This is a genomic window from Microcoleus sp. B5-D4 (assembly GCF_036705145.1).
In the GTDB taxonomy this organism is placed as follows: Bacteria; Cyanobacteriota; Cyanobacteriia; order Cyanobacteriales; family Microcoleaceae; genus Microcoleus.
In genome coordinates this window covers 1-17,395 of sequence record NZ_JAUBTV010000051.1, presented here as the reverse complement: position 1 = coordinate 17,395, position 17,395 = coordinate 1, and the positions used below count along the sequence as shown (strand labels likewise).

Here is a 17,395-nt window from a genome sequence, read left to right as displayed (position 1 = left end):
TTATTAATTATTAATTATTAATTGCACTGGCTAAAATACCTAAAATTTTATTAACCTCGGTGAGGTAATACTCGGTCAAATCTATTTCAATTACTTGATTTTTTAATCGAAGAAATTTCCAGATATTTCCGCTAGTCACAGCACCAAAAATCGCAGGAATATCGTTGCCTTCACGTTCATTAAATATTCTAGCGCCTAGCATTTCTGCTACGCACTGTCCCAATTCACTATTGAGATTTTCCGGTTTTGCTTCTACAATTATAATGACTGGTGCAACAACTAACAAAAGTCCTGATGAATTGCCAATTATAAAATCGCAACTACCGTCTAAGCCTCTTTCGGAGTCAACATTAAAGTCAATACCGGAAAATAAGCTAATTCGATTTTGTAATTGTTCTCTAAGTTCAATTAAAATTGGCGCTGTCATCATTTCAGCGCGGGATTTCTGGGTATTACTTGCCAGACCTAACGGTACACTGCGTTTGAGAGTTTCTGCTAGTAGTTGGCTGCATTCTAAGTTGGGTTCTTTGCCAAACAAATCGGCGACTTCCGAATACTTTAATTCAAATGTTTTGACTGCGCCCTCTAAACTAAAATCACTGTACGCCATTTTTCTATTTCCTCTGATCGCCGTTGTAAAAATTCCAACATTAACTCTTTACCTTTCCTTGATTTGTACAGTTTTATTGTACCAATTCATGAACAGAGAAACTATCAAACTAATTGTTAGGTATGTTACCATGATAATTAACATTGCTTCGATCGCCCGACCGGTCTGATTCAACGTCGGAGAGCCCACCACAAAATAAACGTCGGGATAAGCAACCGCAACCGCTAAACTCGAATTCTTAGCCAAATTCAGATACTGACTGGTTAAAGGCGGCACAATCACCCGCAAAGCTTGCGGCAAAATTACCATCCGCATCATTGTTCCAGACTTCAGCCCTAAAGACTTTCCCGCTTCCCACTGGCCTTTCGATACTGACTGAATTCCGGCCCGCACAATTTCTGCAATGTAACTGCCAGTATACAAGCTGAGTCCTGTCACCAAGGCTGCAAATTCTGGAGTGAATTTTAATCCTCCTTCGAGTTGCAATGCTGGTGTCAAGCGCGGAACATCAAGCCGAAAAGGCAGATTTTTGGTGATAATCCAAGCTAAGATTGCACTTAGCCCGATCGCACCTAGAGCCCAAAACAACTGTCTTCCCGGCTTAGCTTCTTCCAACATCACCCGCGCCCGCCACATCCACAGCCCCGCCGCCGCCAAAACTCCGACAGTTAGCAAAATCAACCAAATCTCAAAACCAGGCAAAGCCACCGCTGTTGGTACAGCAATGCCGCGATTTGTGAAGTAAATCGGCCCCCTCATCTGCTGATTGTCTTCGAGTTTTGGCAGGGAAATGAAAACTGCAAAATACCAGAAAAATAATTGCAGCAATAACGGCGTATTTCGCAAAATTTCCACATACAAACCAGCCAAATTCCGCAGCAGCCAATTGTCGGAAAGGCGCGCAATTCCTACCGTCAAACCCGCAACTGTTGCGAAAACAATGCCGATACCCATCACCCGCAGCGAGTTGATTAAGCCGACAAAATAAGCTTGTCTGTAACTGTTTTCTGGACTGTAGGGAATCACGCTTTCGCCGATGTCAAAGGATGCTTGGGAATTGAGAAAATCAAATCCAAATGCAATCCCCAGTTGCGAGTAATTAGCACTGAGATTGTCCCAAAGAATGGCGATCACAACTATTACTAAAATTAGGGCGATCGCCTGTACGGCAATTTTCCAGAAGCGATCGTCCCGCAGCAGTTTTGATATATCTTTAAAATTGGGAAATCTCTGGGCTTTGCCCGGTGGAGGTTCTGGGTTCATAACTTAAATTATATTTGATAAATCTGCTGGCAAATCCAGGCGAGATTGAGCTTTGGTGCGTGATATCGTTTCCGGTTGCATCGGAATTATTTAACCGCAGAGGGCGCAGAGAACGCAGAGGGAGAGAATACAGAGATGAATTATTCCGATGCTACCGGATTTGATATGACTTGATAGTTACTCGATTGGCGATCGGGATTTTTCAAGTCACGCACTCTACATAGCTTTGGTGCGTGACTTGATAGTTACTTGATTGGCGATGGGGATTTTTACCGTCACGCACCCTACATAGCTTTACTAACGGAACGGGGGCGAATAAAGCAAACCGCCATCTTTCCAGAGTCTGTTTTGACCCCGTTCTAACTTGAGTGTACTTTTGGGGCCGAGGTTGCGATCGTACATTTCTCCGTAATTCCCGACTTTCTTCACAACGCGGACTACGTAGTCGTTCGGGAGTCCCAAACCTTTACCTAAATCTCCTTCTGTTCCTAGCAAACGTTTGACGTTCGGGTCTGTAGTGCTTGCCACAATTTGGTCTACATTTCCCGAATTAATTCCCAAATCTTCAGCTTCAATCGCCGCGAAAATAATCCATCTCACCGCGTCAGACCATTTAGGATCGCCGCTTTTCACCGCTGGGGCTAACGGTTCTTTTGACATCACGATCGGCAAAACAACATTATTCTCGGAATTCGGCAGAGTTGTCCGCTTAGAAACAAGTTGCGATCGATCGGCAGTAACACCTTGACAGCGACCTTCTTGATAAGTCGCAAAGGTAGAATTCACATCTTCAAACACGACAGGAGTGTATTTAACTCCTATTTTTCGCATTTGGTCAGACAAATTTTGTTCGGTGCTCGTACCTGTCTGCACGCAGATAGATTTGCCCGCAAAATCTTTTAAACTTTTGATGCCGCTGTCTTTTTTGACCATGATGCTTTGAGAGTCATAAAAGATCACCGGGGCAAATTCGAGTCCGGTAGTGCTGTCGCGACTCGCGGTGTAGGTAGTATTTCGGCTGAGAATGTCGATTTCTCCCGCCTGCAAAACTGTAAATCTATCTTTGGCGTTGAGTTTTCGGTACTCGACTTTTTCGGGGTCGTCAAATATTGCCGCCGCCACAGCCCTGCACACATCCACATCCAGTCCCGAATATTTGCCTTTTTCGTCTACAAAGCTAAAACCCGGCAGTTCGCCACTGACGCCACAAATCAGTTTGCCGCGGCTGACAATTGTATCTATCCGGCTGGAACCTTGTTGCGAGTTGCCACCTGCCGCAGTTGTTGCTGTTGTTTGTCCGGTTTGTGCCGATCGATCCCTACAAGATGCCAACGGTGCCGCAAATAACACGCTTGCTAGCAGCAGAAATCCCCATTTACGCATAGATTTTAATAGAACGCTTTCCTGACAATCCTACCTTGTAGCTGTCGAGAACTGTGGCGATCGGCGATCTACAAAAGCCTCCGGCTTCAAATTAGCCGTTCTGCATCCGGTGCTGCACTGTGGCAACTGCACCGACTACCCGCCTGTGTTTTTTTGAGCAAACTAGGAGCCCAGAGTTAGAAACCCGGTTTCTGGCTGGAGGCCTGGTCGTCAAACCTAAGATTTATCCTCGAAACCCGGTTTCTTTTCTGCTATTTCTGCCCAGCGGGAGCGAGCATCGCCGTTCCCTGGAATATTTATCCGATTTTGATTGAATCCGCTCACAGTAGCTCTGGTGCTAGCCGTTGCTCAGCTAAATCGCGGATTAGGGAAAGCCGAGACTGGATGTATTCGTCCAACACATCTGCTTCTTTGCCATTAAGCGCAGAGTTCGTCTTTAACTGCTTCAGCAGCCACTGTACCAGGGTGGCATCGTCTAAATTGACTAACAGAGTAGCTTGGGTGGTCTCAATTAATGACCAGAGTTGGCGTAACATGACTGGAGTCATAAAACCTCGTTGAGCGTAAATACGCACTTAATGGGCGGGGATAGCGAAAAGCGGGTCTTGGTGTCTCAAGCCGATCGACGAAAAGCACCCTCAGAGCGATCGGCTTAATGATTATTTTATATTTGACCACAATAACTTAATACAGTAGTGTCACAAGTTACAACACACAAGATGTTATAAGAGTTCCCAATTCCTTCACATTGAGATAAATATCTTGATAAAAGATTAACAATCTTTACACGCGCTCGCTCGTGGGGGCTGCCAAGAGCCGTCAATCGATTTTAGATTTTAGATTTTAGATTTTAGATTTTAGGATTGAAGCATTGACTTGCGCGAGATAAATACGTTCGGCAAGTTTCATCGGATACAGGTTTTTTATTTCTGGACGGATGAATCACGTGGCGGGTATCCTGGATGCTTGATTGTCAGGGATCGGGCTCCACGGGCCCGGTGCACAATAAAATTGACTACTCAGTAGCCACCAACTTTTGAACCCTCGCCAGAATTATTTCTAATTCAGCGATGATTTTTGTAGCCCCCTCCAAATCATTTGATTCGGACAGACTTTGAAGCTGATCTGCCATATCGGGCATTAACCGCACCGCCGCCGTAGCGCTGACACCTTTAATTTGATGAGCGTGGCGGGCCAGCGTCTCCATATCTCGCGAGGCGATCGCCCCCTTAGCAGCTTCTAAATAACTACCAGTATCCACCACAAAAGCTTGCAGTATTTCCCGCTCAAACTCTAAATCAGCGCCCGAAATTTCGTGCAAACGTGCCATATCTACTACCGATTCGATATCTGGCTCAGAGTTTTGAAGTTCCTCGGCCTTAAACTTGGGAGTTCCAATTTTTAGTTTGACCGACCAATTTGCTAGTACCGATTTTAACTTTTCGATCGCAATAGGTTTGCTAATATAATCGTCCATGCCCGCCGCCAGACACTTTTCCCGATCGCCCTTCAAAGCATTCGCCGTCATCGCAATCACCACCGTCTTTTGATGCGACTCCATCTTGCCAGCAGCATCTGCCGCTTCCCGGCGGCGCAATTTCCGCGTTGCTTCGTAACCGTCCAAAATCGGCATCTGACAGTCCATCAACACAATGTCATACTTTTTCAGAGCAACCATAGATAGCGCCTCTGCGCCGTTATTGGCGACATCCGCAGTGCATCCCAAAACTCTGAGTTGATTGAGACCAACTTTTTGATTGATAGGAGTATCTTCAACTAACAAAATCTTTAAACTTGCTAACTCCCGGTTGTCAATAGCTGAGGCTCGATTGGAAGTTGGATTTGCCGGCGGCTCCTCAATCAGCGTCATCGGGGCGATCGCATTCGCCAAGCAATCAAATAGTCGGTGAGCTTTAACAGGTTTAGTTAAATACCCGCTAAAACCGCTATCTACCAAGCGTTTCGCCTCTGCAAGCTGAGTCATTGAAGTCAGCACCACCCAATGCGTCTGCTGCATTGCCGGCTCAGAAATCCTCAAGCGTTCGAGACTTCCCGCCACCATTTCCGGCAACTGAATATCAACCAAAACGATATCGTAAGGGGAATTAAGGCTGACAGCTTTGTACAGAGATGCGATCGTCATCCAACCGTTCTCAACCTCCTCAACCTCCATTCCCCACAAAACAGCCATTCTCACTAGCACTTTCCGCACTGTCGGCTTGTCGCTGGCAACTAACATTTTTCGCCCCGCCAGCACCGTTTCAAAATTAACTTCGCACGCTGTCCCGACAGCAGTTAAATTTTCCGTAACTGTCGGCACAGTAAACCAAAAAGTCGAGCCTTTGCCAGGGGTACTTTCCACACCGATTTTGCCACCCATTAACTCCACCAACTCCTTAGAAATAGCCAGCCCCAAACCTGTGCCACCGTATTTTCTTGTCGTAGAGGCATCAACTTGAGTAAAAGATTGAAACAGCTTTCTTTTGTCTTCGGGAGCAATCCCAATTCCTGTATCTGTCACTTTAAACAGCAGGAGCATCGAGTCATTGTTTTCTATTTTTACCGGCTCGATATTCTCTAAAATTCTCTGATTATCGCTGGCTGCCAATAACTCAGAATTACTAGCATTAGCAACCTCAATTACCACTTCTCCTGCTTCTGTAAACTTAATAGCATTGTTGATCAAATTAGTGAGTATTTGCCGCAACCGCGCTGCATCACCTTTAATTTGCAGCGGCACGTCGCTGTCAATCAGGGCCACCACTTCTATACCTTTTGCTTGTGCGGGAGTCGCCAACAAATCCAGCACTTCATTCACACAGATACTGAGGTTAAATTCGATTGTTTCTAAGCGCATTTCTCCTGCTTCCAGTTTGGAGAGATCCAAAATATCGTTAATGATGGAGAGTAAATTTTGGCCGCTGAGTTTCAGCGTCTGTACAAAGTCAAGCTGTTCTGGAGTAAGATTCGTTTTCAGCAGCAAATCAGTCATCCCCATCACTCCATTCATCGGAGTACGGATTTCGTGACTCATATTTGCTAAAAATAGCGACTTCATTCGAGACGCTTCTAGGGCTGCTTCTCGTGCCTGCTGCGCTTGTTCAAAAAGAGTAGATTGCTGAATGGCGATCGCCAACTGCACGCTCAACCTTCCCAGCAAATCCATCTCAGAATCAGTCCAAACACGCGGAGCGCTACACTGATGGGCAATCAGCAATCCCCACAACCGATTGTGACTCGTTTCCAAACTCCTTCCCGGCAGTTCACTTCGAGTTTCCGGCGAATATTCTGCTGCCAAACCCTGACTTTCATCGCCTATAAAAATTGGTACAACTACATTAGCCCTTACCTGCAAACTAGCAAGTAAATCTCGGTGTTCCTCGCTCAAATTTGCAGTATAAATATCTGCCATTGCTTGAATTGTTTCTGCACTGTACAGCCATACATAACTTTCCCCAAAGGATGTTCTTTGAACTTTTCTTCCCAGCAGGGGCATCCAATCATCCCCTACAGATTCCACAACCACAATCGCTGTTTCCTCGGAATCAAAACGATAAATTACCGTGCGGTCAGTTGCCAGCAACTGCCGCACTTCTTGTACAGCAGTGCTCAGAGTTTGAGTGAGGTTGAGAGACTGCCGGACTCGCTGGGCGATCGCCGAAACCAGCCGTTCCCGTTCTGCTTGTTCCCGCAGCATTCTCTCAGCTTGCTTGCGTTCGGTGACATCGCGAATTACCGCAGCAAAGCACAGCGGTTCGGTGGTTTGAGGGTGCTTGACCAGAAAAGCATTCATCACAACATCAATGGGCTGTCCGGTGGCCAAGTGCTGCATTTGACCTTCGCCTTGCCACTGGCCCTGACTGATAATTGTTGGTAAAATCTCTTGACTGAATTTCTGTTGAAAATAGGGCCCAATATAATCCCAAATCTCCGTATAAAGCACTGCCGAAAGATTCTCTACACCCACCAGTTTTCGTCCGGCTTCGTTGACAAACAGCGTTTTGCCTTTCAGAGTAGCCATACTGATAAAATCGCTGCTGTTTTCAATCAGCGACACAAATTTTTGCCGTTCTTCTTCTCCTTTTTTGCGTTCGGTAATGTCGCGCTTGACGCAGACATGACAAATTACATCGTCGGCGTTGTTAATCACAGAGTATGCCGCAACGTCGATCGCCAGCGTGTGGCCTTTTTTAGTGGAGTTAATAATTTCGCCCCGAAAACTTCCTGTTTTTGCTAAACTTTGGGCAATTGCCAAAAAGCGATCCCCCGCAACCAGCGGCGAAGCTTCTGCTTCTAATTCCGCGTCTGTGTATCCTAGAAGCGTTTGGTGAGCAAGATTTTGTTCGACGAAAAACCCGTCAGCATCGATAATGACGATCGCATCATTGGAGTTTAAAAATATTTCTCGGTAAAGTTTTAGTTTTTCCTCAGCTCGCTTGCGTTCAGTGATGTCTCTTTTGACACTTACGTAACAAACTACATCCCCAGCATCATTTAAAACCGCAAAAGCCGAAACCTCCACCTCAACTATTCCTTCTTGCACAGCCTTAATACAGGTCATTTCGCCTCGGTAACTCCCTGTTTCTGCCAAGGTTTGCAGCACAGACATAAATGCCTGTTCTCCCATGTGAGTTGCAGGTGTTTTTCCCCACAATTTTGACGCGCTGTTACCCAGCAAAGCCGTGTGAGCTTGATTTGTTTCTAAGTAATAGCCTTGGGGGTCTAATATGGCGATCGCATCGTTGGATTTCAAAAAGATTTGTTGATAAAGTTGCAGCTTCAGTTCAGCTTGTTTCCGGGCGCTAATATCCGTGAATAAGCCGTAGTAAACTATCTCCCCCGATGCTTGAAATTCTGGCTGGGAAGCTCCTTGCACCCATTTAAGTTTTCCCGACGGAGTGACAATTCTTCCTTCCCACCGCCAAGGCTGCAAATTTTCAGCAGAAAGCGTCACCGAGTTGATAAAATCATCTCGATCTTCGGAATGAATCATATCAACAATTACATTAAAATTCTGCTGAGCAGCCTCTGGTTCTATTTCATACAATTCTCGGCAGCCCGCGCTCACGAACGAGAAGGCCATCGAGCCGTCTGGATGTAAGTCTATTTGATATACCGTACCCGGTACGCTAGCAGTAATTTTTTGCAGTTTGGCTTGGCTTTGATTCCTGGCTTCATCTGTGGTCTGCAATTGACCAATCTCTCTAGAAAAACCTAAAACCCCAAATATATTACCCTCTGCATCGCACAGTGGCACTTTTTGCGTGTCAAATATCTGCTGTTTGCCACCTTCAAAGAGGATCGTCTGGTAGGGATTACGAACCCTCTCCCCCCCCAGCACAGCTCGATCTTCCTCGCGGATGCCCCTAATTTGGCCGTTGCGATCGCCAAATACTAATTCGGCTGAAAACCCTAATTCAATATCATCTTTGCCGATAATTTCCTCAACATTTTTCCCCAAATATTCAGCAAAACTTTGATTGACAAAAATGTATCTAAAGTTTCTATCTTTCACAAAAACTCTGTCCGGCGTACCTGTCATTAAAGCCCGCAACAATAGTTCTTGACTTTCCGAATCCAGAGCAAAATTATTTTTTAGTTTATCCTTGACACTGGTCGTTTTAGCTGCTAGTATATTTAACTGTTTTGTACAAATTTGAGCGGCCGTGTGGAGCAAACAAAGGTGTTCCAAATTAAAAGCATTGGCCTGCTCTGCACCAATGAAAAATACTCCCAACAATTCTTCACTTTCATCCAGGTTGGCTGGTGCCATCAAGACCGACTGAAACTGAGCAATTGGTGGGGGAGTGATGTTGTGCGCCCAGTCCCGATTGCCAGCAAGCCATTCAGCGCGAGCAGCTTGCAAGCGCCCTTCCATTTCGGCTTTGGTGCTAGCACTTAACGGCTGTAAGTGTTCCAGGTATATTCGATCGTCCGGTAGCGTCAAAAGGGCGATCGCCTGTGTGGGAATGAGGCGATCGAGATGTGCCAGACACGCAGACCAAATTTCATCAGCACTGAGACTGGCTTGAACTTTTGCAGTAAGTTCGTTGAGAACTTGCAGTTCCAAGGTACGCTGGCGGACTGTTGCTTTGAGGCTGGTGGCTAGGATTTGCATAGTGCTCACCACACTGGTTTGCTTATATTATAATAATTATTGATTTTCAAATTTTTGTAAACAATCATCTTAAAATATATCCGACGAAAAGACAACGGTTTTATATTTAAATTACCTTCACGCGCTAAAAAACCAAGGCGCGATCGGGAGCAAAGAGACACTGCTCAATGCAAGCTCTCGCTCCCGCTGCGACTTAACATCACACCTAAAGATAGATGCGATATCCAGACTTCCGTGGCTTAAACCCAAAAAAATTAGACCAAAGTTCAAACCCTCAAATTCATCTGTAGAGTCAATCAAAAATCGAAAATTGAAAATCAATAGACCGTGAAACTAGCCCATTAAAATCACATTATCGATCACATGGATGACGCCGTTATCAGCTTCGATATCCGCAGCGACAACTGTAGCATTTTTCACCTCAAAACCGTCAGAACAATCAATTTTAATCGGCGAACCTTCCAAGGAAGTAACAAAACCGAGTTTTGCCAAATCAGCCTTCATAAACTTCCCCGATACGACGTGAAACATCAAAATCCTGGTCAGTTGGGGAACGTTCTGCACTAAGGTTGTGATAGTTCCTGGCGGCAATTTGGCAAAAGCATCGTCATTGGGTGCAAAGACAGTAAAAGGGCCCGGACTTTTGAGCGCGTCTACTAAATTAGCTACTTGCACGGCTGTTACGAGGGTTTGGAACGAACCTGCACCTACGGCAATATCAACAATATCAGGCATTGTGTTTTACCTCATCTGGGAAAAAAGTTCTATTAAGTATCGTAAACTGATTTGGTTACTGGTTATATCAAATCTGTTAGCATCGGAATTATTCATCTCTCTTATCTCCCTCTGTGTTCTCTGCGTTCTCTGCGGTTAAATCATTCCGATGCAACCGGAAACCATATTATTGGTTATTTGTACAATACTGGCGTACCCGATGCCAAAACCTCTGTTTCTAAATCTGCTATGGGTGAGTTAAAATTATCTCCTTTGTGAATGCTAAAACTGCCGTACAAAATAGAAATTTCAAAAATGTCTGTAGTAATCACCGCAGGCTTGCGGTGTTCCGGCTCGCCCAAAGAAATTCCGAAGAATTCAGCTTCCAATTCGCCCACAGCCTCTTCATCGTGTACAGTCCAACTGATATCGCGACAGTCTTTGAATGCCAGCATATAAGGCAATCTTTCTTCTGGATTGTAGACGCATTCAATTAATACTTCGTTTCCCCATAAAGATACGTTGACTTTTGTGATTAAAGATGTAAAACCACCCAATCCAAGCAAGTTATAGTCATCCTTCCAATCACTCATTTAATTTCTCTCCCGTATTGTGAGTCCCTGGAATTAAATTACCAAATTCGTCTCTCGTTCGCAATAAATTACCATCTCTATCGAGACGCAAACCTTTGTTGATATTTCTTCCATCTGAGCCATATTTTGGTGCAGGCGTTCTAATCACTTCACCGTTAGGACGGATCATTAGTGTTGACTTATCAAAAAATTTATATGCAACATAACCATCTCTAGTAGTTCTGATTTCTGCACCCAGTCCGCGCAAAAAGTCATCGACTTCTTGGCGAGTCATCCCGGTTAAGTCTCCAAACTCAGATGCAATTCCATTTCCTCCAACTCCCTGACTCGGCACGCAAGTCTCCTCACCAACCATTGCCTTTTCGAGTTTAGCACATTACCTTTTGCAAGTAGCTACGCAATACGCTTGTGATACCAAAACCTCTGTTTCTCAACTCATTGCCAAGTCTTTTATCTAAAATCTCACAGCTAAAATCGAAATTACTAAACGACTGCTTGCGCTTGTGATACCAAAACCTCTGTCTCTAAATCTTCAGCATTTAGGTTTTCTCCCTTGTGAATGCTAAAACTGCCGTACAAAATTGAAATTTCAAAAATATCCGTATGAATCAAAGCTGCTTTCCGGTGCGCGTTTTCACCCAAATGAAAACCAATCAAATCAGCTAATGGTTCTTTTACTTCCTCTTCATCATGCACCTCCCACATAATTTCTCGGCAGTCTTGAAAAACTAAAGAGTAAGGCAATTGATCGCCTGTAGGATCGTAGATACATTCCAGTAATACTTCATTCCCCCACAAAGACACATTGACATTTTTCACGAGGGATGTAAGTCCACCTAAATTAAGCAAGTTGTAGTCATCAGGCATATTAATTACTCACTTTTTCTCCAGTAATGTGCGTATCAGGAATCTGATTGCCAAATTCATCGCGTGTTTGGAGTACGCTACCATCTTTGTCAAGACGCAAACCCCAGTTTATTCTTCTACCATCTGAGCCATATCGCGGTGCTGGCAGGCGAACAACTTCACTATTAGTGCGAATTATGACTTTTGACCTGTCAGAAAATTTGTATTCAACATAATTTCCTGAAGAAATTTTTACCTTAGCACCCAATCCGCGCAAAAAATCATCGACTTCTTCGCGAGTCATCCCGGTTAAGTCTCCAAACTCAGATGCAATTCCATTTCCTCCAACTCCCTGACTGGGCACGCAAGTCTCCTCACCAACCATTGCTTATTGGAGTTTAGCACGGTTGAAGAATCGGAACAAGGAAGTTCGACAACGGATTCGCTTTCTTCGGATGTAAGGATGGATGGAAGATGGAAGATGGAAGAGGAAGATGGAAGATGGAAGGATCATTCCTCAAACTCGCAAGGCCCAATGCTTTTCGGCCCAATTATCAATTCCCAATGACCAATAATCTATTCCCAAAACAAATAGGGGGTGCCTTGCGCCCCCCTACTAATTAACTAACTAAAGTAGGAAACAATTATTAGCCACCGATTTGAACCTTAACCACGCGGTTCTTTTCTGCTTCCGCTTTGGGCAAATTCAGGTTTAAAACTCCATTTTTGTACTCAGCTTCTACGCTGTCATTTTGAACCCGTGCGGGTAGGGGAATCACCCGGCGGAACGAACCGTAGCGGAACTCAGAGCGAGTCATGCCTTTATCTTCACTCTTAGTTTCCTGACGGCGTTCGCCACTGATAGCAACAGCTTCTGCGGTTACTTGTACGTCCAAATCCTTAGCTTCCATGCCCGGAATTTCTAACTTAAGGTGGATGGCTTCGGGAGTTTCTTCGAGTTCGGCGGGGGGTAGAAAAGCAGAACCGTTAGATGCGCGATCGGTTGCCGGTGTCAAGCTATCAAACAACCGATTCATTTCTCGTTGCAAGGAGTCCATTTCCCGCAAAGGTTCCCAACGAATAAGTGCCATAACTAATACCTCGACTATCTGAAGTTTTTAGGGTTGAGAAACACTTGACTCAACCTGTATTTAATATATTCCAGCTTCCGAAATAGGGGGATTCGGTTTTCCGCAAAAAGGCCGATCGCATTTCCGAACATTCGCGATCGGTATTGTAAAATCATCAAAAGGGGCGGGTATCCGATCCAACCCGAACCCAGCAACTTTAGATTTTAGATTCGAGCGAGGAATTGCCATCTAAAATCTAAAATCGAAGGTTCGATTAACTCCACCGCGAATGCTGATAAGAAGCGTAGGTATCAAACAAAGCACCCACCAAACTAAATGTTAGACCGATCACCAAAAAACCCTGGAGGGGACAGCCGCTGCCGAAAGTAGCTAAGAACTGCAAAATCAGGTCTTCTCCAGAACGACCAACTCCTTGGAGAGCAGGCACGAAGCCAATCAGCGAAAAGCTAGTCAATCCCGCGCCGATTAACAATAAGGGGGCGACAAAGCTCAACAGGCCCGTCAGCAGTAGAGAGCGAAGAAAATTGGGAAAAATGCTCATAAGAGTCAGTAAATTCAGCTAAACTGCCGAAAGGTACAAGCAAACAAAACTTGTCCTTTTCTACGATAGGCAGCGATCGCCCTCAGTGGCCGGTTCTGTCAGAAATCTTAAATGTTAGAGAAAAAACTTGTTTAAGATTTGTAGATAGATTTCATTTTTTGCAGTTGTTCTATACTCGAAATCCCCTTGAGCACCACTACATCTTCCAGCCTCAGTTTGTGGAGTCAGCGGTTGCTGGCAGCAGCTTTATTGGGTGGCCAAGTCATGCTGCACTTACTGAAGGGCAAAATTCACCGCCGCAACACCCTCGACCAAATGGCAGCAGTCGGCCCGGAATCTCTGCTGATTGCTTTGCTGACTGCGGGTTTTGTCGGCATGGTATTTACTATTCAGGTAGCGAGGGAGTTTATTAACCTCGGTGCCGGCAATGTCGTCGGTGGCGTTTTGGCTTTGTCTTTGACTCGCGAACTCGGCCCCGTCTTAACAGCCGTCATCGTGACGGGACGGGTAGGTTCGGCTTTTGCGGCGGAAATCGGCACGATGCAGGTGACAGAGCAGATAGATGCCCTGCTGATGCTCAGAACAGACCCGATCGACTATTTAGTAATTCCCCGCGTCCTAGCTTGCTGCTTGATGCTGCCAATTTTAACAATCATGTGTCTCGTCACCGGCATCCTCGGTGGACTGCTGATTGCTACGACGATGTACGGCATCTCTCAAAGCGTGTTTTTAGAATCAGTCCGCAATTTCCTGAGTCTGTGGGATATTTGCAGCGCGGCAATTAAGGCTTTTGTGTTCGGTGGTTTGATTGCTGTAATCGGCACTAGCTGGGGCTTGACCACCACCGGCGGGGCAAAAGGCGTCGGTCAATCGACTACCACAGCGGTGGTGACGGCTTTGCTGGCTATTTTTATTGTGAACTTTTTCCTGACTTGGCTGATGTTTCAGGGGACGGGCTCTAGCGTACTCAAAGGCCTGTAAGCTAAGAAACGGATAAAATATGAATAATTGGCAACATTAGTTTACTACCCTTGATTTAAAACCGTGACTACAACTGCCTCTTCGACTGCGCCGACAAGTACGATCGAACTCGCCCCGAGTTATGCGATTCCCCTAGTCCTGGTACTGGCGGCCCTACCGCTGCTGTTCGTGCAGAAGTGGGCGAGTTTGCCACTTGCGCTGTTCGGCTTGTTTCTGATGTACCAAGCAGCCACCATCCGGCTGCAATTTACCCCAACAGATTTGGACATTTATCGATCGTCCAACTTAATCCGCCGCTTTCCTTACCGAGAATGGCAAAATTGGCGGATATTTTGGCCCGCGGTGCCGATTTTGTTCTATTTCAAAGAAATTAACAGCATTCACTTTCTGCCGGTTCTGTTCGATCGTAAAATGCTACAGACCTGCTTAGAACAGCGCTGTCCCCGTCAAGACTAAAAAAGTTGTTAATTTTAAATTTTTAACTTTTCTGTGCCCCACGCCGAACAAAATTTCCCATGAATTCAGACGAATCTCCAACCCAAGAACCGCAACCACAACCAGCCGCCCCAAGCGGTGACGGCGAAGTCGATTTACCCGTGAATGAGACGGAGTACCAACTTCTATCTCAAACACAAGATTTGTGGCTCGACGAAAATGAAATGCCAGCCCAACACCCGGCAGAAACAGACCCGCCGCTGGACGAGGAAGATGCCGAAATCGCCCAATTCGTGGACGAAGCAGGCGCACTCGCCCAAATTGGGCCCAACACCGACGATGGCGAATCAGAAAGTCCGATCGCTCAAATCGAGCCTCCCACAGACTCGCAGCCAACAGCAACCGAAGAAACGGTAACGCCCATCCCAGAAAATGTTACCGAACAGTTGGCAGAGCGAGTCAAAGAATTGCAGCAGCAAGAACAAGCTTTGACTGAAAAAATTGCCGCCTTGGAAGCCGACAAAGCCAATGCTATAGAAGCGTTGGGCGCGGCTCAAGCATCGATCGGGCGTTTAGTACAAGACGGCTTGATTCAACTAGATCAGCGCAAACAAGCGCTACAAATCGAAGTTGAAAAACTAGAACGGCGGCGCGATCGAATTCAAAAGGAAATGCGAACCACTTTTGCCGGCGTTTCCCAAGATTTAGCAATTCGAGTCCAGGGTTTCAAAGACTATTTAGTAGGCAGTTTGCAGGATTTGGCCGCTACCGCCGAACTCTTAGATTTGACACCGCCGGTGCAAGAGACACCACAGCGAACTGCTGCTGAGGAGTCTCAATCCTCAGCACCGGTAAATCCCAAATTTGCCGAACAGGGATTTCAAGAACAAGCCAAACAAATTCGCCGCACCCTCGATCAATATCGCACTGTCCCCGACTACTACGGCCCGCCTTGGCAACTCCGCCGCACTTTTGAACCCATCCACGCGGAACGAGTTTCTAACTGGTTTTTCACCCAAGGAGGAAGGGGTGCTTTGCGGACTATGGGTTCGCGCTTGCAAAATATCTTGATTACTTCGACAATTATTTCTGTACTCAGAAGCGTCTACGGTGGACGGGTGCGGACTTTGGTGCTCGCGAACAGTCCCGAACGTTTGGGAGAGTGGCGCCGGGGTTTGCAGGACTGTTTGGGCATTACTCGCAGCGATTTTGGCCCGGAAAGGGGGATTATTATGTTTGAGTCTGCGGAGGCTTTGGCTCAAAAAGCCGATCGACTGGTGAAAGATGGCAAATTGCCCCTAATTGTCATTGATGAAACTGAGGATTTAATTAGTTTGTCAATCCTGCAATTTCCGTTATGGTTGGCCTTTGCTGCAGATCCGCAAACTTTGACGACTGCTAAGGATTTTTGATTGGTAATTGGTAATTGGTAATTGCTAATTAGTAATTGCTAATTGCTAATTGCTAATTATGCTAGGGAAAGGTTGCAAATTTTAAAAGTACAGGAAATCTCAAATTAAAAAATGGCTAGCTGGATAATTTTAAATGGCGCATTGCTAATAGCAGCTTATCTGCTTGGTTCGATTCCTACGGGGTACGCCTTGGGGAAATGGATGCTAGGAATTGATATTCGAGAGGTTGGTTCGGGTTCGACTGGTGCGACTAACGTACTGAGGACTTTGGGGAAGTGGCCGGGGTTGGGGGTTTTGTTGGTGGATGTGTTGAAGGGGGTAAGTGCGATCGTCCTAATCCGCTACATTTACTCTCTCACTTTTACCAGCCAGCTAGCAACCGCAGCAGGTTTAGAAAATACTGCAACTCTCCTCCCTTGGATGGCAACTTTGGCGGGTTTCTCGGCTGTTTTGGGCCACAGCAAATCAATCTGGCTGGGGTTTACGGGGGGTAAATCTGTGGCTACGAGTTTGGGAGTTTTGCTGGGTTTGTACTGGCCCGTTGGTTTGGGAACTTTCGGAATTTTCGGGATAGTATTTGCGGTTTCGCGAATTGTTTCTTTAAGTTCGATTATCGGGGCAATTAGCGTGGCTGGATTGATGTTTGCTTTACATCAGCCGCTGGCTTATGTATTGTTTGGAATTGCGGGCGGTGTGTTTGTAATTGTGCGACACCGCAGCAATATTCAGCGGTTGTTGAATGGTACGGAACCGAGAATTGGGCAGAAATTGGAAACAGCAGCTAGCGATTGATATTACCCACAGTCAATCGATTTTAGATTTTAGATTTTAGATTTTAGATTGAAACATTGACCCCACGGATAAATACGTTCGGCAAGTTTCTCGGATACAGGTTTTTTATTTCTGGGTCCTGAGTCTGCTTTCGGAATGAATCCGGGGGCTTGTATCCTGGATGCTTTCAGTCAGGACACGGCACTACAATTAATCGGGTGATGGTTACATCCAAGCCAGGAAGATTGATTATTTTGCGGTAGGGAAACGGCAATGCCGTTTCCTCCGTTGCTGAATTAGTCCTAGATAAGTAGTTAAGCAAAATTAATTACATAATTATCTCCAAATTCTTTAAGAATTTTTTCTACAGATGAAACAAGAGATTGCCAGCTCGAGTAGGCATCTATTTCGAGCCATTGATATTTGATAAACCGCCACAAAATCTCAATTAAATTCAATTCAGGTGAATAAGTAGGCAATTCAAATATAGTTAAACCGCGTTCTTTCCATTCTTCAATTTTCTCGAAAATGGCATTGCTAGTATGAATAGAAGCTTGATCTACTACAATAACGGTTGGCCGCTCCACCACAGCAAAGAAAGTATCTATGCAGGCTATGATTACATCAGAATTAATAG

General features: G+C 45.5%; 17 protein-coding genes. 4 read left to right on the top strand and 13 right to left on the bottom strand.

Annotated features, from left to right (window positions below; translation table 11 throughout):
* Nucleotides 1-10: 10 nt before the first annotated feature.
* The 12 genes from QUB10_RS21625 to QUB10_RS21570 form a co-directional block, all read right to left on the bottom strand.
* Nucleotides 11-610 carry a hypothetical protein gene (locus tag QUB10_RS21625; RefSeq protein ID WP_333205348.1) on the bottom strand — a complete coding sequence of 200 codons (600 nt, stop codon included), beginning with the start codon at nt 608-610 and terminating at the stop codon, nt 11-13.
* 48 nt (nt 611-658) lie between these two features.
* The gene (locus QUB10_RS21620; RefSeq protein WP_333205347.1) at nt 659-1,873 is read right to left on the bottom strand and encodes an ABC transporter permease subunit; all 1,215 of its coding nucleotides are present in this window, start codon (nt 1,871-1,873) and stop codon (nt 659-661) included.
* Between the two features lie 297 nt (nt 1,874-2,170).
* On the bottom strand, nt 2,171-3,256 hold the full coding sequence (locus tag QUB10_RS21615) for an amino acid ABC transporter substrate-binding protein (protein WP_333205346.1): 1,086 nt from the start codon (nt 3,254-3,256) through the stop codon (nt 2,171-2,173).
* Nucleotides 3,257-3,576: 320 nt separating this feature from the next.
* A complete protein-coding gene (locus tag QUB10_RS21610; RefSeq protein WP_190656515.1) occupies nt 3,577-3,804 on the bottom strand; it encodes a hypothetical protein in 228 nt (75 codons plus the stop codon).
* Between the two features lie 467 nt (nt 3,805-4,271).
* Complete coding sequence (locus QUB10_RS21605) at nt 4,272-9,374, bottom strand: PAS domain S-box protein (protein ID WP_333205345.1); 5,103 nt, start codon at nt 9,372-9,374, stop codon at nt 4,272-4,274.
* A gap of 333 nt (nt 9,375-9,707) precedes the next feature.
* The gene (locus tag QUB10_RS21600; RefSeq protein WP_015178455.1) at nt 9,708-10,109 is read right to left on the bottom strand and encodes a fasciclin domain-containing protein; all 402 of its coding nucleotides are present in this window, start codon (nt 10,107-10,109) and stop codon (nt 9,708-9,710) included.
* 173 nt (nt 10,110-10,282) lie between these two features.
* Entirely contained in the window at nt 10,283-10,681 is a 399-nt protein-coding gene (locus tag QUB10_RS21595; RefSeq protein WP_333205344.1) for a hypothetical protein, read from the bottom strand.
* Nucleotides 10,674-11,036: a hypothetical protein gene (locus tag QUB10_RS21590; RefSeq protein WP_333205343.1), complete on the bottom strand. Its 363-nt coding sequence runs from the start codon at nt 11,034-11,036 to the stop codon at nt 10,674-10,676. The genes QUB10_RS21595 and QUB10_RS21590 overlap by 8 nt, the downstream gene beginning before the upstream one ends.
* Before the next feature lie 128 nt (nt 11,037-11,164).
* Complete coding sequence (locus tag QUB10_RS21585; protein WP_333205342.1) at nt 11,165-11,548, bottom strand: hypothetical protein; 384 nt, start codon at nt 11,546-11,548, stop codon at nt 11,165-11,167.
* Nucleotide 11,549: 1 nt separating this feature from the next.
* Nucleotides 11,550-11,912: a hypothetical protein gene (locus QUB10_RS21580; protein ID WP_333141012.1), complete on the bottom strand. Its 363-nt coding sequence runs from the start codon at nt 11,910-11,912 to the stop codon at nt 11,550-11,552.
* 262 nt (nt 11,913-12,174) lie between these two features.
* Complete coding sequence (locus QUB10_RS21575; protein WP_333205341.1) at nt 12,175-12,618, bottom strand: Hsp20/alpha crystallin family protein; 444 nt, start codon at nt 12,616-12,618, stop codon at nt 12,175-12,177.
* 253 nt (nt 12,619-12,871) lie between these two features.
* A complete protein-coding gene (locus QUB10_RS21570; RefSeq protein WP_333205340.1) occupies nt 12,872-13,159 on the bottom strand; it encodes a hypothetical protein in 288 nt (95 codons plus the stop codon).
* A gap of 186 nt (nt 13,160-13,345) precedes the next feature.
* Here QUB10_RS21570 and QUB10_RS21565 point away from each other — a divergent pair, with 186 nt between their 5' ends.
* From QUB10_RS21565 to plsY, 4 genes are all read left to right on the top strand, one after another.
* Nucleotides 13,346-14,140 (top strand): MlaE family lipid ABC transporter permease subunit, encoded by a 795-nt coding sequence (locus QUB10_RS21565; protein WP_333205339.1) that lies wholly within the window; start codon nt 13,346-13,348, stop codon nt 14,138-14,140.
* A 63-nt stretch (nt 14,141-14,203) separates the two neighbouring features.
* Nucleotides 14,204-14,596, top strand: coding sequence for a DUF3119 family protein (locus tag QUB10_RS21560; RefSeq protein ID WP_333155133.1), 393 nt, complete (start codon nt 14,204-14,206; stop codon nt 14,594-14,596).
* Between the two features lie 59 nt (nt 14,597-14,655).
* Complete coding sequence (locus QUB10_RS21555; protein WP_333205338.1) at nt 14,656-15,987, top strand: DUF3086 domain-containing protein; 1,332 nt, start codon at nt 14,656-14,658, stop codon at nt 15,985-15,987.
* 111 nt (nt 15,988-16,098) lie between these two features.
* The gene (plsY, locus tag QUB10_RS21550; RefSeq protein ID WP_333141024.1) at nt 16,099-16,779 is read left to right on the top strand and encodes a glycerol-3-phosphate 1-O-acyltransferase PlsY; all 681 of its coding nucleotides are present in this window, start codon (nt 16,099-16,101) and stop codon (nt 16,777-16,779) included.
* 293 nt (nt 16,780-17,072) lie between these two features.
* Here plsY and QUB10_RS21545 read toward each other — a convergent pair.
* A partial coding sequence (locus tag QUB10_RS21545; protein WP_333205337.1) for a transposase occupies nt 17,073-17,395 on the bottom strand: 323 nt, incomplete at its 5' end.

Coding starts and splice junctions, on each gene's coding strand:
- QUB10_RS21595 (WP_333205344.1), bottom strand. CDS start 10,681: ATGAGTGATTGGAAGGATGACTATAACTTGCTTGGATTGGGTGGTTTT.
- QUB10_RS21585 (WP_333205342.1), bottom strand. CDS start 11,548: ATGCCTGATGACTACAACTTGCTTAATTTAGGTGGACTTACATCCCTC.
- QUB10_RS21620 (WP_333205347.1), bottom strand. CDS start 1,873: ATGAACCCAGAACCTCCACCGGGCAAAGCCCAGAGATTTCCCAATTTT.
- QUB10_RS21580 (WP_333141012.1), bottom strand. CDS start 11,912: ATGGTTGGTGAGGAGACTTGCGTGCCCAGTCAGGGAGTTGGAGGAAAT.
- QUB10_RS21590 (WP_333205343.1), bottom strand. CDS start 11,036: ATGGTTGGTGAGGAGACTTGCGTGCCGAGTCAGGGAGTTGGAGGAAAT.
- QUB10_RS21625 (WP_333205348.1), bottom strand. CDS start 610: ATGGCGTACAGTGATTTTAGTTTAGAGGGCGCAGTCAAAACATTTGAA.
- QUB10_RS21605 (WP_333205345.1), bottom strand. CDS start 9,374: ATGCAAATCCTAGCCACCAGCCTCAAAGCAACAGTCCGCCAGCGTACC.
- plsY (WP_333141024.1), top strand. CDS start 16,099: ATGGCTAGCTGGATAATTTTAAATGGCGCATTGCTAATAGCAGCTTAT.
- QUB10_RS21615 (WP_333205346.1), bottom strand. CDS start 3,256: ATGCGTAAATGGGGATTTCTGCTGCTAGCAAGCGTGTTATTTGCGGCA.
- QUB10_RS21555 (WP_333205338.1), top strand. CDS start 14,656: ATGAATTCAGACGAATCTCCAACCCAAGAACCGCAACCACAACCAGCC.
- QUB10_RS21610 (WP_190656515.1), bottom strand. CDS start 3,804: ATGACTCCAGTCATGTTACGCCAACTCTGGTCATTAATTGAGACCACC.
- QUB10_RS21570 (WP_333205340.1), bottom strand. CDS start 13,159: ATGAGCATTTTTCCCAATTTTCTTCGCTCTCTACTGCTGACGGGCCTG.
- QUB10_RS21575 (WP_333205341.1), bottom strand. CDS start 12,618: ATGGCACTTATTCGTTGGGAACCTTTGCGGGAAATGGACTCCTTGCAA.
- QUB10_RS21600 (WP_015178455.1), bottom strand. CDS start 10,109: ATGCCTGATATTGTTGATATTGCCGTAGGTGCAGGTTCGTTCCAAACC.